This window comes from Nocardiopsis akebiae, from assembly GCF_018316795.1.
GTDB lineage: Bacteria > Actinomycetota > Actinomycetes > Streptosporangiales > Streptosporangiaceae > Nocardiopsis > Nocardiopsis dassonvillei.
The window spans coordinates 2,292,924-2,317,763 of the sequence record NZ_CP074132.1 but is presented as its reverse complement, the minus strand read 5'-3'; the positions used below and the strand labels follow the sequence as shown (position 1 = coordinate 2,317,763).

Here is a 24,840-nt window from a genome sequence, read left to right as displayed (position 1 = left end):
CCGCACACCACGACAACCCAGGCGCGAGCGTCCCCACCGCCGACGGAGCGGGCCTCACCGGGAACGGGGCGACCCGACGACCGGTGGGTCACCCACCGCCGGAACCGGGAGGGCCCCGGCCGGGGCCCGTCCTCCGGGGAGACCGAACAGGCCTCCCCGGGGTCCCACCGGCCCCACCGACACCGGAACGGGACGGCGCGACCGCGAACCGCCGGGCAGACCTGGCGTGGGCTTCCGCTATCGTGTCGGTTCGACACCCGGTGTCGGGTACGCGCCACCGGCCGCGACAGCCCGCGCTCCCCGCAGCAAGGACACTACTCCGCCGTGGACATGACGACTTCCGACCCGCTCGTAGGCGCCACCCTGGACCGACGTTACTTCGTGGAGTCCAGGATCGCCGGAGGCGGGATGGCGACCGTCTACGTCGCCCACGACCTGAGGTTGGACCGACGGCTGGCCCTGAAGGTGATGCACCCTTCGCTGGCCCAGGACCCGACCTTCGTGCAGCGCTTCATCAACGAGGCGCACTCCGTCGCCAAGCTCTCCCACCCCAACGTCGTACAGGTCTTCGACCAGGGTGAGGACCAGGGGCACGTGTTCCTGGCCATGGAGTACGTACCCGGGCGCACCCTGCGCGACCTGCTCAAGTCCCGGGGCAGGCTCGGTGCCCACGACGCCCTGAACGCCATGGCCCCGGTGCTGGCCGCGCTCGGCGCCGCCCACCAGGCGGGCATGGTCCACCGCGACGTCAAGCCCGAGAACGTCCTCATCACCGAGGACGGCCGGGTCAAGGTCGCCGACTTCGGCCTGGCGCGCGCCGTGGAGCAGTCCAACCAGGGGCTGACCCGCACGGGCACCCTCATGGGCACGGCGGCCTACCTGGCCCCCGAGCAGATCGAGAGGGGCGTCGCCGACGCCCGCAGCGACGTGTACGCGGCGGGCATCATGCTCTACGAGCTGCTCACCGGCAGCCAGCCGCACACCGGCGAGACGCCCATCGCGATCGCCTACCAGCACGTCAACGAGGACGTCCCGCGCCCCTCGCACTTCCTGCCCGGCCTGCCCGCGGAGGTCGACGCGCTGGTCACCAAGGCCACCGAGCGCGACCCCAGGTACCGTCCCAGCAACGCGGGCCAGTACCTGGCCAAGGTCCTGGCGGTGCTCAACGGCCTGCCCGCGGGTCCCCCCGCCCCGGCCGCCGACCAGGCCCCGCTGACGCCCGTCGCCCCGGCGGCGGCGACCACGGCTTCGGTGACCGCGCCCCAGCTCATCGCCGGGGGCGCCGGTCCGGGCACCGAGAACGCGACCATGGTCGTGGACATGGCCTCGGCCGGGCTCGACGACGGCCGCTACGACGACTACGACCGCGGCAAGGACGGGTACGGCGGCGACGACGGGTACGACGACTACCGTGACGGCCCCGACGACCGGCGCCGCCGCAACCTGCTGGTCGGGATCGGCGCGGCGGTCCTGGCGATCGTCCTGCTCGGCGCGGGCTGGTGGTTCCTGGTCGGCCAGTACGAGAACGTCCCCGACGTGGTGGGCAGCGACCCCGAGGCCGCGAGCCAGATGATCCGCGACGAGGGCCTGCGCTACGACCTGTCCTCCGAGGCCGTCTACAGCGAGGCCGAGCCGGGCACGGTCGGCGAGACCGACCCGGAGGCGGGCGCCCGCCTGTCCCCCGACGACGTGGTCACCGTGTACCTGTCCAAGGGCCCGCAGACGGTGGAGATGCCCGACCTGGTCGAGATGGACGCCGCAAACGCCCTCAAGGAGCTGGAGGACCTCGGCTTCGACCCGGACAACATCGTCCAGGAGGACGTGAGCTCCACCGAGGTCGAGCCCGGCGCGGTGGTCTCCACCTCTCCCGAGGCGGGCGCGGAGGCCGACCGGGAGGAGCAGGTCACCATCACCGTCAGCCAGGGCATCCCGGTGCCCGCGGTGGTCGGCGAGGAGCTGGACACCGCCCGCCAGATGCTGGAGGGCGAGGGTTTGTCCGTCGAGGTGGTCGAGGAGGAGAGCGCGGACGTCGAGGAGGGCAAGGTCATCCAGCAGAGCCCCGACAGCGGCTCCAGCATCGGCTCCGGCGGTACCGTCACCCTGACCGTCTCCACCGGTCCGCCCGGCGTGGACATCCCCGACGTGGTCGGCATGCGGATCGACGAGGCGAGTGAGGCGCTGGAGGAGGCCGGTTTCAAGGTCAAGGTCGAGCGCGTCTTCGGCGGCCGCGAGGTGGCGCACCAGTCGCACACGGGCAGGGCGCCCGAGGAAACAGAGATCACGATCACCGCGACTCCGGGCGGCATCGACCTGGGCGACTTCGGCGAGGGCAACGGCAACGGCAACGGCAACGGCAACGGCGGCGACGATGACGACTGACCGGCCCGGGCGCGCGGGCTGAGCCGGAAGCGAGGGGGCGGGACCGTCGGTCCCGCCCCCTCGCCGTGTGCGGCCGCCCCGGCCGGGGGCACGGCCGCCGCCACCCGGCGGGGTCGGCGCGGCCCCTGCCCCCTTCCACCGCCTCGGTCGTCGGCCCGTGCCGTGGGCGCCGCCCGCCCGGGATAGGGTCGCCTGCATGGCGAGCGAGGCGATCCGGGTACTGGTGGTGGACGACCACCCCATGTGGCGCGACGCGGTCGCGCGCGACCTCGGCGAGGCCGGTATCGAGGTCGTGGGCACCGCGGGCGACGGCGCCAAGGCGCTGCGCATCGCTCCGGCCGCGCGCCCCACCCTGGCCGTCGTGGACCTGCACCTGCCCGACATGAGCGGAGTCGAGCTGACCGCGGGCCTGGTGGCGCTGTCCCGGCCGCCGCGGGTACTGGTGCTGTCGGCGAGCGGGGCCAGCGACGACGTCCTGGCCGCGGTGAAGGCCGGGGCCGCCGGTTACCTGGTCAAGTCGGCGGGGCGGGAGGAACTGCTGGACGCGGTGCGCCGGGTGCACGCGGGCGAGGCAGTATACACCCCGGGCCTGGCCGGACTGGTACTGGGCGAGTACCGCAGGCTCTCGTCGGCGGACCACTCCCGGGAGCCGGAGGCGCCGGAGCTGACTCCCCGTGAGACCGAGGTGCTGCGCCTGGTCGCCAAGGGGCTGGCCTACAAGCAGATCGCGCAGCGGCTGGGCATCTCCCACCGCACCGTGCAGAACCACGTGCAGAACACCCTCACCAAGCTCCACCTGCACAACAGGGTGGAGCTGGTGCGCTACGCCATCGACCGGGGCCTGGACGATTGACGCGGGGCGCGCCCTCCGCGCCGGGCGCGTTCACCGCGTATTCTCCTCCCCGGGTTGGCCCCGGATCACCGCTCCCACTATGGTCTAGACCATATGGCGCCATGCGTCGTAAAACACACAACGTCGAGGAGAATTCGTATGCGAGTCGGGGTGCTGACCGGCGGTGGGGACTGTCCTGGTCTGAACGCGGTCATCCGCGCAGTGGTCCGCAAGGGCATCAAGGACTACGGCTACGAGTTCATCGGCTTCCGGGACGGTTGGCGCGGTCCGCTTGAGGGCGACACCATGCCGCTGGACGTGACGGCCGTGCGCGGCATCCTGCCCCGGGGCGGCACGATCCTGGGCTCCTCGCGCACCAACCTCATGAAGATCGAGGGCGGCGTCGAGCGGGTCAAGGACAACATGGCCGGACTGGGCGTCGACGCCCTGGTCGCCATCGGCGGCGAGGACACCCTCGGCGTGGCCCGCCAGCTGCACGACCGCGGCGTCAACGTCGTCGGCGTGCCCAAGACCATCGACAACGACCTCAACGCGACCGACTACACCTTCGGTTTCGACACGGCCGTGAACATCGCGATGGAGGCGATCGACCGCCTGCACACCACCGCCGAGTCGCACCACCGCGCACTGGTGGTGGAGGTCATGGGCCGCCACGCCGGGTGGATCGCGCTGCACTCGGGCATGGCCGCGGGCGCCAACGTCATCCTCATCCCCGAGCGGCCCTTCGACATCGACGAGGTCGTCAAGCACGTCGAGAGCCGCTTCGAGACCCAGTACGCGCCGATCATCGTGGTCGCCGAGGGCGCGCACCCCAAGGAGGGCCAGATGGAGCTGGCCACCGGGGAGACCGACTCCTTCGGCCACGTGCGGCTGGGCGGCATCGGCCAGCGGCTGGCCGACGAGATCGAGCAGCGCACCGGCAAGGAGGCCCGATCGGTGGTCCTGGGCCACGTGCAGCGCGGCGGCACGCCCACCGCGTTCGACCGCGTGCTGGCCACCCGCCTGGGCGTGAACGCCATCGAGGCCGTGCACGACAAGGCCTTCGGCAAGATGGTCGGCCTCCAGGGCACGGACATCGTCCGCGTGAACCTGGCCGAGGCGACCGACACCCTCAAGACCGTGCCCTCCTCGCGCTACGAGGAGGCCGAGGTCTTCTTCGGCTAGGCACACCCCACGGCCCGGAGCCCGGGAACCGGATTGTCCCGGGGCTCCCCCGGAGGGACCGGCCGACGGCCACGCGCGCCGGCCCCCTCCGGAACGATCCGCGCCCCCTCCCAGCTCCCAGGGAGGGGGCGCGCCGCGTCCGGGGCGGCGGCCGTGTGCCCGCCGCCTCCCGCCCGTCCCGTCCGAAAACGGACGGAGCGGTGGACGGGATGTTCGATACTGGAGGACGGCGATGGACGCTCCCGGCCCCGTCCCGCCGCTCCCACCTCGCACCGGGACACGAAGGCATCCACCGGAGGTAGCACCATGTCCGCGTCGCTTGAGTCCGCGCCGCTCCCCGCAGCCCTGGCCGGGTCCGACGCCGGGCTCGGCGAGCTCTGCGTGCTCATGAAGCTCGGCGAGATCGTTCTCAAGGGATCCAACCGCAGGCTGTTCGAGCGGCGACTGCACAACAACATCCGCGCCTCCGTGCGCGACCTGGGCGAGATCCGCCTCTCCCAGCGCGGAGCGGGCGTGATCATCGTGCGCAAGCCCGAGGCCTCCGACCTGGAGGTCGCCGAGATCGCCGACCGCATGGCCAACGTCATGGGCGTGGTCCGGGTGCACCTGGTCCGCCGCGTGCCCAAGGACCTGGACGCCGTCACCGACATCGGCGTGCGCGTCATGGAGGGCCGCCAGGGCACCTTCGCCGTGCGCGCCCGGCGCCGCGACAAGCGCTTCGAGATGACCTCGTCGGAGCTGGCCGGGTACCTGGGCTCGAAGATCATCGAGGCACACGGCTACCAGGTCAACCTCAAGCGCCCCGACAACACCCTGTTCGTCGAGGTGGACAAGGACGAGGCGTTCGTGTTCACCGACGGCGTGCCCGGCCAGGGCGGCCTGCCCGCCGGGATGAGCGGCCGCGGCCTGGTGCTGATGTCGGGCGGGATCGACTCCCCCGTCGCCGCGCACCGGATGATCCGGCGCGGGCTCAAGGTCGACTTCCTGCACTTCTCCGGCATGCCGTTCACCGGCCCGGAGTCGATCTACAAGGCCTACAGCCTCGTCCGCCAGCTGGACCGCTACCAGGTGGGTTCGCGGCTGTTCGTCATCCCCTTCGGCAAGGCCCAGCAGCAGCTGAAGAGCTCGGGGATCGAACGCCTCCAGATCGTCGCCCAGCGCCGCCTCATGCTCAAGACCGCCGAGGCCCTGGCCGACGACCTGAACGCGGAGTGCCTGATCACCGGGGACGCGCTGGGCCAGGTGTCCAGCCAGACCATGACCAACCTGACCGCCCTGGACGACGCGGTGGACCTGCCGATCCTGCGTCCGCTCATCGGCATGGACAAGACCGAGATCATGGACCAGGCCCGCCGGATCGGGACGCTGGCCATCTCGGAGCTGCCCGACGAGGACTGCTGCACCATGCTGACCCCGCGCCAGGTGGAGACCGCCGCCAAGATCCCGGACCTGCGCCAGATCGAGAAGCGCCTGGACGCCGAGGAGCTGGCCGAGCACCTGGTCGCCACCGCACAGGTGCACAAGCCCAGTTTCCTGGGCGACGCCGCGCCCAAGCGCGTGGCGCCCGCGTCCGCTTCGGTGGCCGCCACCGCCTAGCGCGCGACGACGGCGCCCCGGCCGCTCCCCGCACGCGGGGCGGGGCCGGGGCGCCGTCGTGTTCAGCCCCGGGTCTCACAGGCCGGCCAGTTCGCGGCCCGGCGCCGGGGTCAGGGTGCGGCCCGTCAGGGCGGCCAGGGTCCCCGCCAGGTCGCGCAGCTCGCCCAGGTCCTCGTGCAGGAGGGCCTGCGGGCCGTCGCACAGGGCGTTCTCCGGGTGGGGGTGCACGTCGACGATGACGCCGTCCGCGCCGACCGCCACGGCCGCGCGCGAGAGCGGCAGCACCAGCTCGCGCTTGCCGCCCGAGTGGGACGGGTCGACGATCACCGGCAGGTGGGACAGGTTCTGGGCGACCGGGACGGCGCTGATGTCCAGGGTGTTGCGGGTGGCCTTCTCGAAGGTGCGGATGCCGCGCTCGCACAGGACGATGTCGAGGTTGCCGCGCTGGGCGATGTACTCGGCGGCCATCAGCCACTCCTCGATGGTCGCGCTCATGCCGCGCTTGAGCAGGACCGGCTTGCCCGCGTCTCCCACCGCCTGGAGGAGGGCGAAGTTCTGCATGTTGCGGGTGCCGACCTGGAGCATGTCGGCGTAGGAGGCGACCAGCTCCACGTCGGCGGCGTCCACGACCTCGGTGACGATGGGCAGGCCGGTCTCCTCGCGCACGTCGGCGAGGATCCGCAGGCCCTCCTCGCCCAGGCCCTGGAAGGCGTAGGGGGAGGTGCGGGGCTTGTAGGCGCCGCCGCGCAGCAGGGACGCCCCCGCCTCCAGCGCCATCCGGGCCGCGGCCAGGGTCTGCTCGGGGGTCTCGACGGCGCAGGGCCCGGCGATGACGGTGACGTTGTCGCCGCCGATCGGCACTCCGCGCACGCTGACGACGGTGCGGCTGTCGTGGTTCTCGCGGCTGACGAGCTTGTAGGGGGCGGAGATGCGCAGGACGTCGCTGACGCCCGGCTTGGCGGCCAGGCCCAGGTCCTGGAAGCGCTCGACGTCGCCGACGAGGCCGATGATCGTGCGGCTCACGCCGCGCGTCACGTAGGCCTCGCCTCCCGCGGAGGAGACCAGCTCGACCAGATCGTCGATGTTCTCGGGGGTGGCGTCCGGCGCCATCACGATGACCATGTGCGTTGTCCCTAGCTGCTTGTCGGTTGGGTGAACGAGCCGACCGGCGCCCGGAACGAGAAAAGCCCCGGGCTCTACCGGCCCGGGGCTCAAGTCGTCTGTGTCAGCGCAGCGCTCTACAGGCGACCGGGGTGTCGGGCCGGTAGCCATAAAAGCGCCAGAAGTTCCGCTGCATGGCTGGAACTATAGCGCACGGTCACCGCCTGTCCGCACACCCGGGGCGAGTGACCTGCCTCTCGTCGGCGCCTGACAGGATGGCCGCACGCACGTTCTCCCCACGGGGAAGGCGTTCGCGCGGCCGACCGGCCGGGCGCGCCGCGGGAGCCCACAGACGAGCAGGGGGACGGAAGTGTCCGAGGGAACGGACGAGGACGACACGGACGGGGCCCGGTCCCGGATGCCTCCCGGGCAGGCGGTGCGCCACGAGCACAAGCCGCTGCACTACGGGCCGGTGCCCGTCTTCCGCCCGCAGCGGTGGGACCTGCGGGTCACGGGGGCGACCGATGACCTGGGGGCGTACCGCTGGACGTGGGAGGAGTTCGCGCGGCTGCCGCGCACGGACTCGGTGAGCGACTTCCACTGCGTGATGCGGTTCAGCGCCCCGGACGTGCCCTGGCGCGGGGTGCGCGCCGCGGACCTGGTGGCCGCGGCCCCGCCCGCGCCGGAGGCCACGCACGTGATGGCGTGGGGCGAGTACGGATACGGCGCGAACCTGCGCATGGACGACTTCCTCGCGGAGGGTGTGCTGCTGGCGACCCACCGCGACGGCGAGCCCCTGGCCCCCGAACACGGCGCACCGCTGCGCCTGGTGGTGCCGCACCTGTACGGGTGGAAGAGCGTGAAGTGGCTGCGCGCGGTGGAGTACATGACCGCGGACCGCCGCGGTTTCTGGGAGGAGCGCGGCTACCACAACCGGGGCGACCCGTGGCGGGAGCAGCGGTTCTCCCACCAGGAGCAGGAGCAGGAGCAGGGCCGGGCTCCGCGGCGGTGAGCCGTGCGGGGCCCTCAGCGGCGCGGGACGCGCATCTCCACCTCGGTTCCCTGCCCGGGAACCGATACGTACTCGACGGTGCCGCCCAGGTCTCGCACACGGCCCAGCACCGACTGGGCCACGCCGATGCGGCCCTCGGAACGGGCCCGCTCCAAGCGGCCGGGCTCGATGCCGGGGCCCTCGTCGCGCACGGACACGGTCACCGCGTCGTCCTCGTCCTCCACCAGCACCCAGGCGCGCGCGCCCTCGGGGCAGTGCCGCTCCACGTTGTCCAGGGCGGCGAGCACGGCGGCGGTCAGTTCGGCGGCGGTGTGCGCGGGCAGGATGACGGGTGTGGCGGGCGCGGACACCGACACTCGGGCCGACTCGGCGCGGCGCAGCGGCTCGCGCAGGTCCACCGCGGCCCCGGACGCGGCCGCGCGCCCCGCGGGAGGCGGCGCCGCCGCGCCGGCTCCGTCCGCCCCGTCGGCGGTGTCCTGCGACGATCCGATCGCGACCAGCGCGCGCAGGCGCGCCTCCTGCTCACCGGCCATCCGGCCCAGTTCGGCGGCCTCTCCCCCGGCCTCGGCGCCACGCCTGCTCACCAGGGACAGCACCTGGAGCACCGAGTCGTGGATCGAGCGGGCCAGCTGCTCGCGCTCGCGGGTGCGCGCCTCCAGCGCGACCGCCTGCGCGAACCGCCGTTCGGCCCGCTCCGACATCCAGGACATGTACCCGACCGCCAGTCCGGCCAGGAGCAGCAGGACCACGCCGCGGGCGGTCGCGGCGGTCACGGCGGCGTCCATGACCGTGCGCAGGGTGAGGTCGGCGAGGCCGTAGAGCACGGCGACGGCCGCGGCGGCGCGCCCGCCCCAGATGACACTGGCCGCCAGGGCGGTGCCCGCGAACCAGTAGCCGCTCAGCGGCGGGGCCTGGGTGAGGTAGAACGGGGTGGCCGCCAGGGCGGTGGCGAACAGGCACGCGAAGGCCACCGCGAGGTCGGCGGTGAGCACGCGCCAGTCGCGCAGGTGCGGGCGGGCGTAGGCGCGGGTGGTGAACGCCGTCCACACGACCATGACCGCCAGCACCGTCCAGGCCAGCCAGGGCCGGGTCAGGTGCTCGTGGTGCTGGACGAGGAGGAACAGGGCGTAGACCAGGGACGCTGCGCGGAAGACGGCGAAGGCGCGCCAGAGGGGGAAGTCGAAGCCCAGGGGTCAGACCACCGCCCCGTTGTCGGGCCCGCCGTCTCCGGGCGGACGGGAGTCGGTCATGCGCAGGATGAGCACGACGAAGCTGACCAGGAAGGCCAGCACCGCGGCGAACATCAGCCAGTTGGGCAGGGAGACGCCGACGAACGCGGCCCCGAACACCAGCACCGGCGCGCCCAGCAGGCACAGCCAGGCCGCGATGCCCACCCGGTCGCCCTGGAGCAGGGGCGGCGGTGGCGGGGGCTCGTAGTGGCCCTCCAGGTCGGCCTCGGCCCGGCGCCGGGCCTCCTCCTCCGCCGTCTCGCGCTCCTCCCCGTCCCCGGCGCCGACGGTGCCGCCGGCCAGGATGTCGCCGCCGGAGGAGGCCTCCCCTGTCGGGGCGCTGAGGTTCTCGGCGTCGGGCCAGGCCGCGCGGCGGCGCTGTCCCCGGGCGTCGGCGTCGTCGTAGAAGCGGGCGACCAGGTCGTTCCAGACATCGTCCTCGTCCGCGGGCCGGGCGGGCGCGGCGTCGGGGTCGACGTTGTCGGGCGGGCCGTCCAGCAGGTCGCCGCCGACCGTGGCGTCGTGGGCCTCGTGCGCGGCGGCCTCCCCGCCCTCCTCGGCGTCGGCGTCGGGACGGGGCTCGCCGCGCGGCGCCAACAGGTCGGGGGGCGTCCCGTGCTGGCCGTCCAGGTCGGGCAGCTCGGTGCCCAGGACCCTCTCGGCCGCGGCCCGCTCCTCGGCGTCCACGTACAGGTGGTCGGTGGGCGGGTCGTCGGCCTGGCTGCCCGCGGGCTCCAGGACGTCCTCGTCCAGGGGCACGGCGTAGGCGGCGATGCCGCTGCGCCTGAGCGCCTCCAGCATGAGGTCGGCGTGCGGGGGCGCGAGCAGGATCAGCGGAACGTAGGCGTCGGCGAGCAGGCCGTTTCCCCGACGTTGCGTCATCGGTCGGCTCCTTCCCCGCTTCTACTGTGCTCTCGCACGAAGGCGAGGCTCCCGTCGAAGACGACGGCGGCGTCATGGTCGAGGGTCGCCACGTGGTAGCTGTCGTGGAGCAGGTGGATCGTCAGCCCGGTGTTGACCGCTCTCCTAGCGAGGATACGCAGACTGCGCGGTCCGACGACGTGGTCCTGGGTGCTCCGGTAGGCCAGGATCGGCGCTCGCAAACCGGACATGCCCTCCTGAACCTCGCGCCACAGCTTCGGGAGTGTCGCCGCGGCCGCGGTGGGGACGCGGTCGTACCCGCCCTCGGTGGTGTCGTCCTTGGAGACGTCGCAGCCCAGACCGGGCGTGGAGGGCATGATCCGCGAGACCAGGCGGCGGACGGGGGCGATGACGGGCAGGCGCCGGTCCTCCACCGCCAGGGAGGGGTTGACGAGCACGACCCCGCGCACGAGGCTGGGGTGCCTCTGGGCCAGGCGCAGGCTGAGGGCGCCGCCCATGGACAGCCCCATGACGAACACCTCCTCACAGCGCGAGGCCAGGTCCAGCAGGGCACGTTCGACCTCGGCGAACCAGTCGTCGCTGGTGGTGAGGTTCATGTCGTGCCAGACCGTGCCGTGCCCGGGCAGCAGGGGCGCCTCGACGCTGAGTCCGGCGGCGGCCAGGTGCTCGGCCCAGGGACGCATCGAGTACGGGGAGCCGGTGAAACCGTGGCAGAGCAGGACGCCCGTGCCCGACCCGCGGTGACTGAACGGCTCAGCGCCCGGGATCAGGGGAGGGGCGTCGGTCGGTCTCACGGAGCGGCTCCAGGGATCGTGCGGTGCGCGGGGGACGGGGGTCTGCGGCGACCGGAGCGGAGGCACGGGAAACCCTGGCTCCTGCCGTGAGGCTAGCCGTTCGGCGGTCCGTTCGCCATGAGTGCACACTAACGTTCCCGCCCCCGGGGAGCGGAGGCAGGCACCCGCCACGCGGGCCGACTGAGTATCCTCTTCTGCGTCGGGCCGACGGCCCGTTCGGGGGCGCTTTGGCACTCGCGCTCACACGGTGGGAGGATGGCGCACGTCAGGCGGCGGCTCCTCCCCCACTCTCCGGGCGCGAGCCCTCCTGACAATGTCGGCAGAGCGGGACGGTGAATCGTGGCAGACCCTGCCCAGTGCTCCCCGCGTGTGCAGGGGTGATCTGAGCGATGTTCTACTGGGTGGTCAAGGCGATCCTGGGGCCGGTCCTGGCCGTACTGTGGCAGCCGCGCGCCGAGGGCGTGGAGAACGTACCGCGCCGCGGTCCGGCGATCATGGTCAGCAACCACCTGTCCTTCTCCGACCACTTCTTCGGTCCGCTGCCGCTGCCGCGCAAGATCACCTTCCTGGCCAAGGCCGAGTACTTCACCGGCACGGGCGTCAAGGGGCTGCTGAGCCGGGCGTTCTTCACCGGCGTGGGGCAGATCCCCATCGACCGCTCGGGCGGCAAGGCCAGCGAGGCGGCGCTGCGCACGGGCCTGAGGGTGCTCAAGCGCGGCGACCTCCTGGGCATCTACCCCGAGGGCACCCGCTCCCCGGACGGCAAGCTCTACCGCGGCCGGACCGGTGTGGCGCGGCTGGCGCTGGAGGCCAAGGCCCCTGTGGTGCCGATGGCGATGATCAACCTGGAGAAGATCATGCCCCCCGGCCGCACGGTGCCCAAGCTGGGCGTGCGCCCCAAGGTCAAGTTCGGCAAGCCGCTGGACTTCTCCCGCTACCACGGCATGGAGAAGGACCCGCGCGTGCTGCGGGCCGTCACCGACGAGATCATGTACGCGCTGATGGAGCTGTCCGGCCAGGAGTACGTGGACCGCTACGCGCAGTCGGTCAAGGCCGAACTGGAGGCGGAGGCCAAGGAAGCCAAGCGCGAGCAGCACGCCAGCGACAAGGACCGCAGGCGGACCGAGCGCGAGCGGCGCAAGGCGGAGCGGCGGACGCGCCGCGAGGAGAAGCGGGCGGCACGCGCGAACGGGAAGGGCGGGGCCGCGGAGTCCGCGGACCCGACCGCCGCCCAGGAGTAGCCCGCGCGGCGGCCCCAGACAGACGCGGACGGCCCCCGGGGCCCCACGGTGGGGTCCTCGGGGGCCGTCCGCTCTTCGGTGGCCGGATCAGTGCCGGGCGAGGTCGCCGGCGCCGACGATGCCCGCCTCTCCGCCGAGTTCGGCCAGGCGCACATCGGCCATGCGGCGCCCGGGGCGGCCCGGGACGTTGCGCGCGAAGGCGGCGCGGACCGGGTCGAGCAGGATGGACCCGGCGTCGGAGACGCCGCCGCCCAGGACGAAGCACTCGGGGTCGAGGATGGCGGCCAGGTCTGCCAGGCCGTGCCCGGCCCACTCCCCGACCTTGGCGAAGCACTCCAGGGCGGCCCTGTCCCCTTCCAGCGCCGCCTGGGTGATGACATGGCCCTCCACCTGGTCGATGACGCCGTCGGCGAGCTTGAGCATGCGCTCGGCGGCCACGGGGTCGGTCAGCGCCAGGTCCTGGGCCTCGGCGACCAGGGCGCGGCCGCTGGCGTACTGCTCCCAGCAGCCGTGGTTGCCGCAGGCGCAGCGGCGGCCGTGCGGGACCATCCGGTAGTGCCCGACCTCCGCGGCCACGCCGTAGCGGCCGCGGTGCAGCGCGCCGTCGATGACCAGGCCGCCGCCGATGCCGGTGCCCAGGGTGATGCACACGATGTGGTCGCTGCCGCGCCCGGCGCCGAACCTGGCCTCGGCCCAGGCGGCGGCGTTGGCGTCGTTCTCGATGACCACGGGCATCCCGACGCGCTCCTGGACGTGGTCGCGGAGGGGCTCGTCGCGCAGGCCGAGGTTGACGGCGACCTGGACGGTGGCGCGGTCCTCGTCCACGAACCCCGCCACACCCACCCCGACGGCCCGGACGGCGCCGGCCTCCCGGCGGCCGCACAGCTCCCCGACGGCCCCGGCCACGACGTCGGCCAGGGCCTGCGGGTCGTTGGAGGGAGTGGGGTACTTGACCTTGTCGAGGATCTGCCCTTCGGGGTCGACGACCCCGGCGGCGACCTTGGTCCCGCCGATGTCTACGCCGATGGTCAGCATGGGGGCAGCTCCTTCGTACTTACGCCCGAACTCTGACATAAGTCTCAAGGTTCATGGCAAAGTGTTTTCAGATGATGTATGCCATCTGATTAAACCAGTCATGAGGCGACCCCCGACACCCCCGGAGTCGAACCGTGATCTCCTCCCGTTCACCCCGCGGTGACCTGGCGTTCCTCGCCTTCCGTCGCGCCTTCGCCACCCTGCGTCCGGCCCTGCGGACCGCGCCCCGCGGCGTCGTCGGCGCGGGTCTGCTCCAGGGAGCGCTCGACCAGGTCCCAGGTCCGGCCCAGGGCGCCGACGGCGGCCAGCCCGGCGCGGCCGAGGTGTCCGACGACCTCGGGGCCGGACGTGCGCACGATGTCGAGGAGCTCCTCCAGCGGGGGGCGCCGGTCGCCCGCCTCCAGGCGGATGGCCTCCTCCCACACGTCTCCCTTGCTCGGGGGCGGCGAGGTCACGGCGCCCACTCCGCGCTTGACCCCGGCCGTCAGCAGCCTGCGCTGGAGGGTGGTCACCAGCTTCAGCGCGTCGTCGATGAGGTCGGGGTCCTCGCCCCTGCCCGCACCCGGACCGCCGTTGCGACCGGTGTTCTCCGTCATGTCAGCTTCCTCCTTCGCGCCGCGTTCTGCTTCAAGGTAACCGGCCGTCCGGGCGCCGGGGAGGTTTCTCAGGGCAGGTTCAGGGGCGAATCAGGGACGCGGGCGCCACTACGGGGAGTGAGGCCAGGGGAAAGCGCAATGACCGCAAAAAAGCACAAAGGCCGCAAGATTCACATACAGTGCATAGTTCTCACAACGTGCGCAAACGCTACGCCGGGCGTATAGTCTCGCGTGCGTACGAGGGAAAGACCTGCATTCTTCCCCGCCCTCGCATCACCGCGTCCGCCGTGCCGGGCACGACCCAGGGTCACCGTTGGATACCGAACGACAACGTGTTCTACTCATGAGTAGGGTGGTGTTGTTACGGTCATCACGTCCCGTACTACCCGAACCCGTACACGTCCAGGAGCACCACGTGCGCGAATACAGCTCTCCCGCGAAGGCTGAGATCTCCGACGACGCGCGACTGACCGACACGCTCTACGCGCGCGCGACCAGCGAGCCCAACGCCGTCACCGCCCGTCGCCAGGAGTCCGGCCAGTGGCACGACGTCACCGTGGCGGAGCTGCACGCCGACATCGCCGCGTACGCCAAGGCCCTGATCGACGCGGGCATCGGGCACGGCGACCGCGTCGCCCTGATGTCGCGCACCCGCTACGAGTGGACGGTCGTCGACTACGCCATCTGGTCCGTCGGCGGCGTGACCGTCCCGATCTACGAGACCTCCTCCGCCGAGCAGATCGAGTGGATCCTCACCGACTCCGGCGCCAAGGCCGCCTTCGTGGAGAACGACGCCCACGCCGAGCGCGTCGAGTCGGTCCGCGCCCGCACCCCCGAGCTCGGCCCCGTCTGGCGGTTCGACGACCCCGGGTACGCCGAGCTGCGCTCCGCTGGCTCGGAGGTGAGCGACGAGGAGCTGGAGAAGCGCCGCACCGCGGTCAAGGCCGACGACCTCGCCACCCTCATCTACACCTCGGGCACCACCGGCCGCCCCAAGGGCTGCGAGCTCACCCACCGCAACTTCCTCTTCATCTCCCGCAACGCGCTGGAGGGCCCGGCCCGCCAGGTCCTGCGCAGCAAGGAGAACCCCTCCACGCTGCTGTTCCTGCCGCTGGCCCACGTCTTCGCCCGCTTCGTACAGGTCATGGTGGTCGAGGCCAAAGCCACCCTGGGCCACTTCCCCTCCACCGGCCCCGAGCTGATCGAGCAGTTCTCGGCCTTCAGACCCACCTTCCTGCTCGCGGTCCCCCGCGTGTTCGAGAAGGTCTACACCAAGGCCGAGCAGAAGGCCGCGGCCGAGGGCAAGGGCAAGATCTTCAACGCCGCCGCCGACACCGCCGTCGCCTACAGCAAGGCCCTGGCCACCGGCCGGATCCCCCTGAGCCTCAAGCTCAAGCACACGCTGTTCAGCAAGCTGGTCTACGGCAAGCTCCTGGCGGCCCTGGGCGGCAACGCCGAGTACGCCGTCTCAGGCGGATCCGCGCTGGGCGCGCGTCTGGGCCACTTCTTCCGCGGCATCGGCTTCACCATCATCGAGGGCTACGGCCTCACCGAGACCACCGCCCCCACCTCGGTGAACAGCCCCGAGTTCAACAAGATCGGCACCGTGGGCCAGCCGCTGCCCGGCACCACCATCAGGATCGCCGAGGACGGCGAGATCCTGCTCAAGGGCGACCACATCATGGTCGGCTACTGGAAGAACGAGAAGGCCACCAAGGAGGCCTTCACCGAGGACGGCTTCTACCGCACCGGCGACCTCGGCGCGCTGGACGACGACGGCTTCCTGAGCGTCACCGGACGCAAGAAGGAGATCATCGTGACCGCGGGCGGCAAGAACGTCGCCCCGGCCGTCCTGGAGGACCGCATCCGCGCCCACGCCCTGGTCAGCCAGTGCATGGTGGTCGGCGACAACCGCAAGTTCATCGCCGCGCTGATCACGATCGACCCCGAGTCGTTCGTCCAGTGGCGCGAGGCCAACGGCAAGAGCGGCGAGATCGCCGACCTGACCGGGGACCCGGACCTGAACGCCGCCATCCAGGAGGCCGTGGACAACGCCAACAACGCGGTGTCCAAGGCCGAGGGGATCAAGAAGTTCAAGATCCTGCCCAGCGACTTCACCGAGGAGAGCGGTCAGATGACCGCCTCCCTGAAGGTCAAGCGCCACGTGGTCAGCAAGCAGTGGAGCAAGGAGATCGACGACATCTACGCCGGCTGAGCCCTCCGCGGCCCGCACAGCACGCACGGGAGCCGACCGCCCTCGGAGTGGGGGCGGTCGGCTCCGGCGGTGTCCGGGACCCCGCTCCGCGAACACGACGGACCCGGCCGCGCCGCGGCCGGGTCCGTCACCCGCACGCGGGTGCGCTAGTGGTGGGCCGCCTCCTTCTCCGCCTCGGTGGAGGAGTGGTGCGGGTGGTGGCCGTTGAGCGCCTCCACCCCCTCCAGGGAGACGTCGTCCTTGGTGTACCAACGCGCCAGGGCCTTGCGGAGCCTGCCGCTGCCCTTGCGGGCCTCGGGGTTCTCCACACCCCTGCCGTCCGCGTCGGCGCCGTCCTTCAGCGCCGTCGAGGTGATGACCGGCTTGCTCTCCAGGACGTGCACCGTCTCCGGGGAGCTGTGCTTGTGCACCTCCACGAACTCACCGCTGGGCAGCTGCTGGATGGTGCCGCTCTCGTAGCCGTGCTCCAGGGTCTCCCGGTCACGGCGCTGCAGCCCCAGACAGATCCGCTTGGCGACGAAGAACCCCACCACCGGGCCGACGATGACCAGCACACGGAAGATGTACGTGGTCATGTACAGGCTGATCGAGAAGGTCTCCGAGATGATGTCGTTGGACCCGGACATCCACAGCACACCGTAGAAGATGATCCCGGCGACGCCCATACCGGTGCGCACCGGCGCGTTGCGCGGACGGTCGGCGACGTTGTGCGCGCGCTTGTCGCCGGTGATCCACTGCTCGATGAACGGCCACGCGCCCAGGGCGCCGAAGAGCAGGCCCATGATCCCCAGGCCGGGGACGAGCACGCCGATGATGAACGGGTAGCCCCCGATGGAGAAGTCGAACCAGTTCGGGAAGATACGCAGCGCGCCCTCCATGAAGCCCAGGTACCAGTCGGGCTGGAGCCCGGAGGTGATGGACGTCGGGCTGAAGGGCCCGAACAGGTGGATCGGGTTGATCTGCACGAACGCGCCCAGGAGCGTGATCACGGCGAAGGTGAAGAAGAAGAACCCGCCCGCCTTGACCGCGAAGGCCGGGAACATGGGTGTTCCGACCACGGTCTTGTCCGTGCGCCCGGTACCGGGGTACTGGGTGTGCTTCTGGTGCCACAGGATCATGAAGTGCGCGACGATCAGACCCAGCAGCAGCGCCGGCAGCGCCAGCACGTGCAGCATGTACAGCCGGGAGATGATGTCCTCGCCGGGGAACTCCCCGCCGAAGAGGAACATCGACAGGTAGGAACCCACCAGGGGGATCGCCAGGACCACGCCCTGGAGGACCCGCACGCCCATGCCCGAGGGCAGGTCGTCGGGCAGCGAGTAGCCGAAGAGGCCCTCGATGACGGCGATGGCGAAGATCGCGACGCCGATCAGCCAGTTGATCTCGCGCGGCTTGCGGAACGCGCCGGTGAAGAACACCCGGAGCATGTGCGCGGTCAACGCCGCGACGAAGATCAGCGCGGCCCAGTGGTGGATCTGGCGGACCAGGAGCCCGCCGCGCACCTCGAAGGTGATGTGGAGCGTGGAGGCGTAGGCCTCCGACATGGGAACGCCCTGGAGGCGTTCGTAGGAGCCGTCGTAGACGATCTCCAGCATGCTCGGCTTGAACCAGAGCGTGAGGAAGACGCCTGTGAGCAGCAGGATGATGAACGAGTACAGCGCGATCTCGCCCAGCATGAACGACCAGTGGTTCGGGAAGACCTTGCGCAGGTTCTTCTCGCCGGTCTTGGCCAGGTGGAAGCGGTCGTCGATGAAGTTGCCGACGCCGCGAAGCGCCTTGGGTGCTTGCGTGGTCTTACTCATCGGCTAGTCCTTCGCGTATTCCCAGAACGTGGGGCCCGTGGGTTCGTCGAAGTCGCCGGTCGCGATGAGGTAGCCCTCGTCGTCGACACCGATCGGCAGCTGCGGCAGCGGCCGGTGCGCCGGACCGAACACGACCTCCGCGGCGTTGGACGCGTCGAACGTCGACTGGTGGCACGGGCACAGGATGCGGTGTGTCGTGCGTTCGTACAGGGCCGCGGGGCAGCCCACGTGGGTGCAGATCTTGGAGTAGGCGACGATGCCGTTGTGCGTCCAGTTCAGGCGCGTCTGGCCGTCGGTTCCCTCGATCTCCTCGGTCATCCGCTCCTGCCAGTCCTCCTCGGGGATCTTGATCAGGATGATGACGGTCTTGGCCTGGTCGGTCAGTGAGAGGTGGTGGTGGTCGTCATCGGCGGCGGGCAGGGCCGAGACCATCGCGTTGGGGTCGTTCTCGAAGTCCTCGGGGCGGAGGGGACGGCCGGTCCCCTCCACGACGATGCGGCGACCGTGTTCCCACATCGTCTTCTTCATCAAGTCACCCGGAACCGGGCCGGTGTCGCGCAGCAGCACGATCGGCGCCAGCCCCAAGGGCAGCATCGCCAGGATGAGCGTGCGGCGCATCAGCGGACGCTTGGTGAAACCGCTCTCGTCCGCGCCCCGCATGAAGAAGGCGCTGAAGGAGCCCTTCTCCTTCTCGTCCGAGGGCAGCTCGTCGTAGGGAGAGGCCACCTCGTAGTGCGGCATCACCTGACGCGCCCACACCGTCATACCCGCACCGATGCCGAACATCGCCAGCGTCAGCGTGCCGCCCAGAAGCATGTTCGAGTACTGGGCGACCTGCGGGTCGGCGATCTCACTGGAACGGAACAGGAAGTAGGCGACCAGGAAGCCGATCCCGCCCAGGAAGGCGATCACGAACCACACCGAGGCGAGCTTCTCGCCCCGGCGCTGCGTCTCCTCCGAGCGCGTGTGCGTCTCGGAGGCCTTGTACGGACCCGTGTGCTCGTCCGCGTCGGCACCGGAGGCGTCGGAGACCAGCGGATTCCCGGCCTTGGGGGTACCGACGACGCGCTCGGGCTCGGCCCCGCCGGTCGTGGGGGTCTTGCTCACGCGCTCGGAGTGTGTGCCGTTCGTCTTCGGGGTGCCGACCACGCGCTCTGGCGTGGCCCCTCCCCCGCTGCTGTCGTTGCTGTTGTTCTCAGTCATGAGCTCGCTGCTTCGCGGTGATCCAGATCGCGCAGGCAATGATCAAAGCGAGTCCGACGACCCAGCTGATCAAACCCTCGGCGACCTGGCCGACACGGTCCAGATCGAAAATGCCACCGGCGTTGGGTTCGGCCTGGAGAGTCTTGATATAGGAGATCAACTCCTGCTTCTCCTCCGGCTCGATCACCGTGTCACTGAACATCGGCATCGCACCCGGACCACTGACCATCGCCTCATAGATCTGACGCGCGGACGCGTCATGAATCTCCGGAGCCCAACGACCATCCGTGAGCGCACCACCCCCACCAGACCAACCGTGGCAGTGCGCACAGTTGGTCAGGTACAGACGCATACCCATGTCGGTGTCGTCAGCGCCCTGGACGTAGGCCTCGTACTCGGCCTCGAACTCCTCAAGCGCGGCCTCATAAGAAGCCTCGTCCTCGAACTCCTCGCGCTCGGGCGCCTCACCCGGAACGTCATAAGGAACATCGGGACCACCGGTCCTGATCTGCGCGTCGTAGTACGCGATCAGGTCCTGCAGATCCTCCTCCGACATCGCCATCGGCTTGCGCGGCATCTGCGCGTCGGGGTTCATCGACGGCATACGCCCCGTGCTGACCTGGAAGTCAACGGCCGCCGCACCCGAGTCACGGATGTCAGGACCCCGGGTGTACTCCCCGTCCTCACCGTAGGTGCCACTGCCGTCGTAGTTGTGACAGGTCGCGCACGTCTGGTTGAAGATGTCCTCGCCGTTGGCCACATCGACCTCGTCCGCCGAGGCAGCAGCGTCAGCGGCCAGAGTCTGCGCCGGGCCTGGTCCGCGGTGGGCGCCAGAGCGGCGTACCCCACCCCGAACAGGGCTAGCGCGAGGATGACGACGACATACCCCGCCAGGGGATGCCGCCGCCGCGCGGTAATCCATTTCACGGTTTCCCCGTTTCGGGTTACTGGATGAAGTAGATGGTGAAGAACAAAGCGATCCAGACCACATCGACGAAGTGCCAGTAGTAGGACACGACGATCGCGCTGGTCGCCTGCTGGTGGGTGAAGCGCTTCGCGGCGTACGTACGTCCCAACATGATGAGGAACGCGATCAGCCCACCGATGACGTGGAGTCCGTGGAAGCCCGTGGTCAGGTAGAACATCGACCCGTAAGCGCTCGACTGAAGAGTCAGGCCCCCGTGGAAGATGAGCTCGTAGTACTCATAGGCCTGCCCAAGGACGAAGAACAGGCCCATGAAGAACGTGATGAAGAACCACATACGCAGCTTCTTGACGTCACCGCGCTCGGCGGCCCAGACGCCGGCCTGCGCGGTGAAGCTCGAAGCCACCAGGACCACGGTGATCGCCGACGCCCACGGCACGTTCAGGTGGGTGTCGGGCCACTGCCCCAGGTCGGGGTTTCCGTTGGTCACCGATCGGATCGTGAAGTACATCGCGAACAGCGCAGCGAAGAACATGAGCTCGTTGGCCAACCAAACGATGGTGCCAACGCTCACCAGGTCAGGACGCTTTGCCGCACCATGTGCTGGTGTCGGTGCTGATTTTGGGTTCGCGGTTGCTGTCGCCACGCCAGCATTATTACGGCATCCCGACAAGACCCGAATCCGCCCCCCTGTTATCGCCCCTCCGAGACGCGCCTGGGGAGCGGGACCGCCTACGCACACGGGCTTCCGGGCTCCGTGAGCCACAGAGGGAAACGGAAATTCGACACCTTCTAGGCATGAACAGCGCGCCCACTAAACACGCGTCACGCGCGCCCCAAAATTCACATAATCGTGCGCGCCAAAGGGGCGCCGCACACGAGAAAAAGAACGTCGCGGCTGGTCATCCCGCTTATGCCTCGGGCCCGTCCGGTATCGGGGAGCAGGCCCGGCGGACCTCCGGCACACGGGCGGGAGGGCTTCACGTCACACGGGCCGCGAGGAGCACCGAGACGGAACCGGTGTCGCTCACATGTCGTGCGACAACACGACGGACCCGGTCGCGGTGCGACCGGGTCCGTCGAGGAGGTGGGGGTGGGAGGCCCTAGTGGTGGGCCGCCTCCTTCTCCGCCTCGGTGGAGGAGTGGTGCGGGTGGTGGCCGTTGAGCGCCTCCACCCCCTCCAGGGACACGTAGTCCTTGGTGTACCAACGCGCCAGGGCCTTGCGGAGCCTGCCGCTGCCCTTGCGGGCCTCGGGGTTCTCCACACCCCTGCCGTCCGCGTCGGCGCCGTCCTTCAGCGCCGTCGAGGTGATGACCGGCTTGCTCTCCAGGACGTGCACCGTCTCCGGGGAGCTGTGCTTGTGCACCTCCACGAACTCACCGCTGGGCAGCTGCTGGATGGTGCCGCTCTCGTAGCCGTGCTCCAGGGTCTCCCGGTCACGGCGCTGCAGCCCCAGGCAGATCCGCTTGGTGATGAAGAAGGCCGCGATCGGACCCACGATGACCAGCACACGGAAGATGTACGTGGTCATGTACAGGCTGATCGAGAAGGTCTCCGAGATGATGTCGTTGGACCCCGCCAGCCAGAGCAGACCGTAGAAGGTGATGCCCATGACGCCCACGCCGGTGCGCACCGGCGCGTTGCGCGGACGGTCGGCGACGTTGCGCGCGCGCTTGTCGCCGGTGATCCACTGCTCGATGAACGGCCAGGCGGCCAGTCCGCCGAAGATCAGGCCCGGGATGACCAGGCCCGGCACCAGCACACCGGTCGGGATCGCGTAACCGAAGGGCGCGATGTCGAACCAGTTCGGGAAGATGCGCAGCGACCCCTCCATGAAGCCCATGTACCAGTCGGGCTGGAGCCCGGAGGTGATGGACGTCGGGGTGAAGGGTCCGAACAGGTGGATCGGGTTGATCTGCACGAACGCGCTCAGCAAGGCGATGACGGCGAAGGTGAAGAAGAAGAACCCGCCCGCCTTGACCGCGAAGGCCGGGAACATGGGTGTTCCGACCACGGTCTTGTCCGTGCGCCCGGTACCGGGGTACTGGGTGTGCTTCTGGTGCCACAGGATCATGAAGTGCGCGACGATCAGACCCAGCAGCAGAGCCGGAATCGCCAGCACGTGCAGCATGTACAGCCTCGTGATGATGTCCTCGCCGGGGAACTCCCCGCCGAAGAGGAACATCGACACGTACGGGCCGATGAGCGGCAGCGCCATCATCACGCCCTGGAGGATGCGCACGCCCATGCCCGAGGGCAGGTCGTCGGGCAGCGAGTAGCCGAAGAGGCCCTCCAGCATCGCCAGGACGAAGATCGCGACGCCGATCAGCCAGTTGATCTCGCGCGGCTTGCGGAACGCGCCGGTGAAGAACACCCGGAGCATGTGCACGACGAGCGAGGCCACGAAGATCAGCGCGGCCCAGTGGTGGATCTGGCGGACCAGGAGCCCGCCGCGCACCTCGAAGGTGATGTGGAGCGTGGAGGCGTAGGCCTCCGACATGGGAACGCCCTGGAGGCGTTCGTAGGAGCCGTCGTAGATGACCTCCAGCATGCTCGGCTTGAACCAGAGCGTGAGGAAGACGCCTGTGAGCAGCAGGATGATGAACGAGTACAGCGCGATCTCGCCCAGCATGAACGACCAGTGGTTCGGGAAGACCTTGCGCAGGTTCTTCTCGCCGGTCTTGGCCAGGTGGAAGCGGTCGTCGATGAAGTTGCCGACGCCGCGAAGCGCCTTGGGTGCTTGCGTGGTCTTACTCATCGGCTAGTCCTTCGCGTAGTCCCAGAACGTCGGACCGGGCGGCGCGACGAAGTCGCCGGTCGCGATGAGGTAGCCCTCGTCGTCGACACCGATCGGCAGCTGCGGCAGCGGCCGGTGCGCCGGACCGAACACGACCTCCGCGGCGTTGGACGCGTCGAACGTCGACTGGTGGCACGGGCACAGGATGCGGTGCGTCGTGCGTTCGTACAGGGCCGCGGGGCAGCCCACGTGGGTGCAGATCTTGGAGTAGGCGACGATGCCGTTGTGCGTCCAGTTCAGACGCGTCTGGCCGTCGGCGCCCTCGACCTCCTCGGTCATCCGCTCCTGCCAGTCCTCCTCGGGGACCTTGATCAGGAGGATGACGGACTTGGCCTGGTCGTTGAGGCTGATCCCGTGCGGGTAGTGGTCGTCGTCGATCGCGGGCAGGGCCGAGATCATCCCGTTGGGGTCGTTCTCGAAGTCCTCCGCGCGAATGGCGCGGTGGGTGCCCTCGACGTACATCCGACGGCCGTTCTCCCACGGCGTGGTCTTGAGCTTGTCGCCGGGCAGCGGGCCGGTGTCGCGCAGCAGCACGATCGGCGCCAGCCCCAAGGGCAGCATCGCCAGGATGAGCGTGCGGCGCATCAGCGGACGCTTGGTGAAACCGCTCTCGTCCGCGCCCCGCATGAAGAAGGCGCTGAAGGAGCCCTTCTCCTTCTCGTCCGAGGGCAGCTCGTCGTAGGGAGAGGCCACCTCGTAGTGCGGCATCACCTGACGCGCCCACACCGTCATACCCGCACCGATGCCGAACATCGCCAGCGTCAGCATGGCGCCCAGAAGCATGTTCGAGTACTGGGCGATCTGCGGGTCGGCGATCCGGCTCGGACCGAAGAGGAAGTAGGCGACCAGGAAGCCGATCCCGCCCAGGAAGGCGATCACGAACCACACCGAGGCGAGCTTCTCGCCCCGACGCTGCATCTCCTCCGGCCGCGCGTGCGTCTCGGAGGCCTTGTACGGTCCTTCGTGGACCCCCTCCGAAGTCGTGGAAGCGCCGGAGACCACGGGGTCTCCGGCCTTGGGGGTGCCGACCACGCGCTCTGGCGTGGCCCCTCCCCCGCTGCTGTCGTTGCTGTTGTTCTCAGTCATGAGCTCGCTGCTTCGCGGTGATCCAGATCGCGCAGGCAATGATCAAAGCGAGTCCGACGACCCAGCTGATCAAACCCTCGGCGACCTGGCCGACACGGTCCAGATCGAAAATGCCACCGGCGTTGGGTTCGGCCTGGAGAGTCTTGATATAGGAGATCAACTCCTGCTTCTCCTCCGGCTCGATCACCGTGTCACTGAACATCGGCATCGCACCCGGACCACTGACCATCGCCTCATAGATCTGACGCGCGGACGCGTCATGAATCTCCGGAGCCCAACGACCATCCGTGAGCGCACCACCCCCACCAGACCAACCGTGGCAGTGCGCACAGTTGGTCAGGTACAGACGCATACCCATGTCGGTGTCGTCAGCGCCCTGGACGTAGGCCTCGTACTCGGCCTCGAACTCCTCAAGCGCGGCCTCATAAGAAGCCTCGTCCTCGAACTCCTCGCGCTCGGGCGCCTCACCCGGAACGTCATAAGGAACATCGGGACCACCGGTCCTGATCTGCGCGTCGTAGTACGCGATCAGGTCCTGCAGATCCTCCTCCGACATCGCCATCGGCTTGCGCGGCATCTGCGCGTCGGGGTTCATCGACGGCATACGCCCCGTGCTGACCTGGAAGTCAACGGCCGCCGCACCCGAGTCACGGATGTCAGGACCCCGGGTGTACTCCCCGTCCTCACCGTAGGTGCCACTGCCGTCGTAGTTGTGACAGGTCGCGCACGTCTGGTTGAAGATGTCCTCGCCGTTGGCCACATCGACCTCGTCCGCCGAGGCAGCAGCGTCAGCGGCCAGAGTCTGCGCCTGGGCCTGGTCCGCGGTGGGCGCCAGAGCGGCGTACCCCACCCCGAACAGGGCTAGCGCGAGGATGACGACGACATACCCCGCCAGGGGATGCCGCCGCCGCGCGGTAATCCATTTCACG

The 24,840-nt window shown here is 70.0% G+C and carries 20 protein-coding genes; 7 read left to right on the top strand and 13 right to left on the bottom strand.

The genetic code is table 11. The annotated features are described in order from the left end of the window. The first annotated feature begins 324 nt into the window (after positions 1-324). From pknB to thiI, 4 genes are all read left to right on the top strand, one after another. Positions 325-2,379 (top strand): Stk1 family PASTA domain-containing Ser/Thr kinase, encoded by a 2,055-nt coding sequence (gene pknB / locus KGD83_RS10020; protein WP_212643527.1) that lies wholly within the window; start codon positions 325-327, stop codon positions 2,377-2,379. Between the two features lie 196 nt (positions 2,380-2,575). After that, positions 2,576-3,232 carry a response regulator gene (locus tag KGD83_RS10015; RefSeq protein ID WP_212643526.1) on the top strand — a complete coding sequence of 219 codons (657 nt, stop codon included), beginning with the start codon at positions 2,576-2,578 and terminating at the stop codon, positions 3,230-3,232. A gap of 138 nt (positions 3,233-3,370) precedes the next feature. Further along, a complete protein-coding gene (locus KGD83_RS10010; protein WP_013154137.1) occupies positions 3,371-4,396 on the top strand; it encodes a 6-phosphofructokinase in 1,026 nt (341 codons plus the stop codon). 306 nt (positions 4,397-4,702) lie between these two features. Further along, positions 4,703-5,992, top strand: a complete 1,290-nt coding sequence (gene thiI, locus KGD83_RS10005; protein ID WP_212643525.1) for a tRNA uracil 4-sulfurtransferase ThiI — start codon at positions 4,703-4,705, stop codon at positions 5,990-5,992. Between the two features lie 75 nt (positions 5,993-6,067). Here thiI and aroF read toward each other — a convergent pair whose 3' ends face one another. Then, positions 6,068-7,114: a 3-deoxy-7-phosphoheptulonate synthase gene (aroF, locus tag KGD83_RS10000; RefSeq protein WP_212643524.1), complete on the bottom strand. Its 1,047-nt coding sequence runs from the start codon at positions 7,112-7,114 to the stop codon at positions 6,068-6,070. A gap of 397 nt (positions 7,115-7,511) precedes the next feature. Between aroF and KGD83_RS09995 the strand changes: the two genes are divergently transcribed. After that, a complete protein-coding gene (locus tag KGD83_RS09995; RefSeq protein ID WP_212644357.1) occupies positions 7,512-8,105 on the top strand; it encodes a molybdopterin-dependent oxidoreductase in 594 nt (197 codons plus the stop codon). Positions 8,106-8,119: 14 nt separating this feature from the next. Here KGD83_RS09995 and macS read toward each other — a convergent pair whose 3' ends face one another. From macS to KGD83_RS09980, 3 genes are read right to left on the bottom strand one after another with little or no spacing between them, the layout of a single operon-like run. Then, complete coding sequence (macS, locus tag KGD83_RS09990; RefSeq protein ID WP_394358114.1) at positions 8,120-9,241, bottom strand: MacS family sensor histidine kinase; 1,122 nt, start codon at positions 9,239-9,241, stop codon at positions 8,120-8,122. A 57-nt stretch (positions 9,242-9,298) separates the two neighbouring features. Beyond that, the gene (locus KGD83_RS09985; RefSeq protein WP_212643522.1) at positions 9,299-10,216 is read right to left on the bottom strand and encodes a hypothetical protein; all 918 of its coding nucleotides are present in this window, start codon (positions 10,214-10,216) and stop codon (positions 9,299-9,301) included. After that, positions 10,213-11,010, bottom strand: coding sequence for an alpha/beta hydrolase (locus tag KGD83_RS09980; RefSeq protein WP_212643521.1), 798 nt, complete (start codon positions 11,008-11,010; stop codon positions 10,213-10,215). Before KGD83_RS09980 ends, KGD83_RS09985 begins: the two co-directional genes overlap by 4 nt. Before the next feature lie 389 nt (positions 11,011-11,399). Here KGD83_RS09980 and KGD83_RS09975 point away from each other — a divergent pair, with 389 nt between their 5' ends. Continuing rightward, entirely contained in the window at positions 11,400-12,251 is an 852-nt protein-coding gene (locus tag KGD83_RS09975) for a lysophospholipid acyltransferase family protein (protein ID WP_212643520.1), read from the top strand. An 87-nt stretch (positions 12,252-12,338) separates the two neighbouring features. Here the strand turns inward: KGD83_RS09975 and KGD83_RS09970 are convergent, their stop codons facing one another. Next, positions 12,339-13,286 (bottom strand): ROK family glucokinase, encoded by a 948-nt coding sequence (locus tag KGD83_RS09970; protein ID WP_212643519.1) that lies wholly within the window; start codon positions 13,284-13,286, stop codon positions 12,339-12,341. A 149-nt stretch (positions 13,287-13,435) separates the two neighbouring features. Further along, positions 13,436-13,882, bottom strand: a complete 447-nt coding sequence (locus KGD83_RS09965) for a hypothetical protein (protein WP_212643518.1) — start codon at positions 13,880-13,882, stop codon at positions 13,436-13,438. A 415-nt stretch (positions 13,883-14,297) separates the two neighbouring features. On the opposite strand from KGD83_RS09965, the gene KGD83_RS09960 reads away from it, so the two are divergent. Beyond that, complete coding sequence (locus tag KGD83_RS09960) at positions 14,298-16,097, top strand: AMP-dependent synthetase/ligase (RefSeq protein ID WP_212643517.1); 1,800 nt, start codon at positions 14,298-14,300, stop codon at positions 16,095-16,097. 146 nt (positions 16,098-16,243) lie between these two features. Here the strand turns inward: KGD83_RS09960 and qcrB (KGD83_RS09955) are convergent, their stop codons facing one another. The 7 genes from qcrB (KGD83_RS09955) to qcrC (KGD83_RS09925) all read right to left on the bottom strand — a co-directional run bounded on the left by qcrB (KGD83_RS09955) (position 16,244) and on the right by qcrC (KGD83_RS09925) (position 24,839). Then, positions 16,244-17,899, bottom strand: a complete 1,656-nt coding sequence (gene qcrB / locus KGD83_RS09955; protein WP_212643516.1) for a cytochrome bc1 complex cytochrome b subunit — start codon at positions 17,897-17,899, stop codon at positions 16,244-16,246. Between the two features lie 3 nt (positions 17,900-17,902). Further along, positions 17,903-19,102: a cytochrome bc1 complex Rieske iron-sulfur subunit gene (gene qcrA / locus KGD83_RS09950; protein WP_249352258.1), complete on the bottom strand. Its 1,200-nt coding sequence runs from the start codon at positions 19,100-19,102 to the stop codon at positions 17,903-17,905. Then, positions 19,095-19,862, bottom strand: a complete 768-nt coding sequence (gene qcrC, locus KGD83_RS09945) for a cytochrome bc1 complex diheme cytochrome c subunit (protein WP_449411825.1) — start codon at positions 19,860-19,862, stop codon at positions 19,095-19,097. The genes qcrA (KGD83_RS09950) and qcrC (KGD83_RS09945) overlap by 8 nt, the downstream gene beginning before the upstream one ends. Before the next feature lie 184 nt (positions 19,863-20,046). Beyond that, positions 20,047-20,673, bottom strand: a complete 627-nt coding sequence (ctaE, locus tag KGD83_RS09940; RefSeq protein WP_013154151.1) for an aa3-type cytochrome oxidase subunit III — start codon at positions 20,671-20,673, stop codon at positions 20,047-20,049. 457 nt (positions 20,674-21,130) lie between these two features. Further along, complete coding sequence (gene qcrB / locus KGD83_RS09935; protein WP_212643515.1) at positions 21,131-22,786, bottom strand: cytochrome bc1 complex cytochrome b subunit; 1,656 nt, start codon at positions 22,784-22,786, stop codon at positions 21,131-21,133. Positions 22,787-22,789: 3 nt separating this feature from the next. Continuing rightward, positions 22,790-23,911, bottom strand: a complete 1,122-nt coding sequence (gene qcrA, locus KGD83_RS09930; protein ID WP_212643514.1) for a cytochrome bc1 complex Rieske iron-sulfur subunit — start codon at positions 23,909-23,911, stop codon at positions 22,790-22,792. After that, positions 23,904-24,839, bottom strand: a complete 936-nt coding sequence (qcrC, locus tag KGD83_RS09925; protein WP_212643513.1) for a cytochrome bc1 complex diheme cytochrome c subunit — start codon at positions 24,837-24,839, stop codon at positions 23,904-23,906. Before qcrC (KGD83_RS09925) ends, qcrA (KGD83_RS09930) begins: the two co-directional genes overlap by 8 nt. Between the last annotated feature and the right edge of the window lies 1 nt (position 24,840).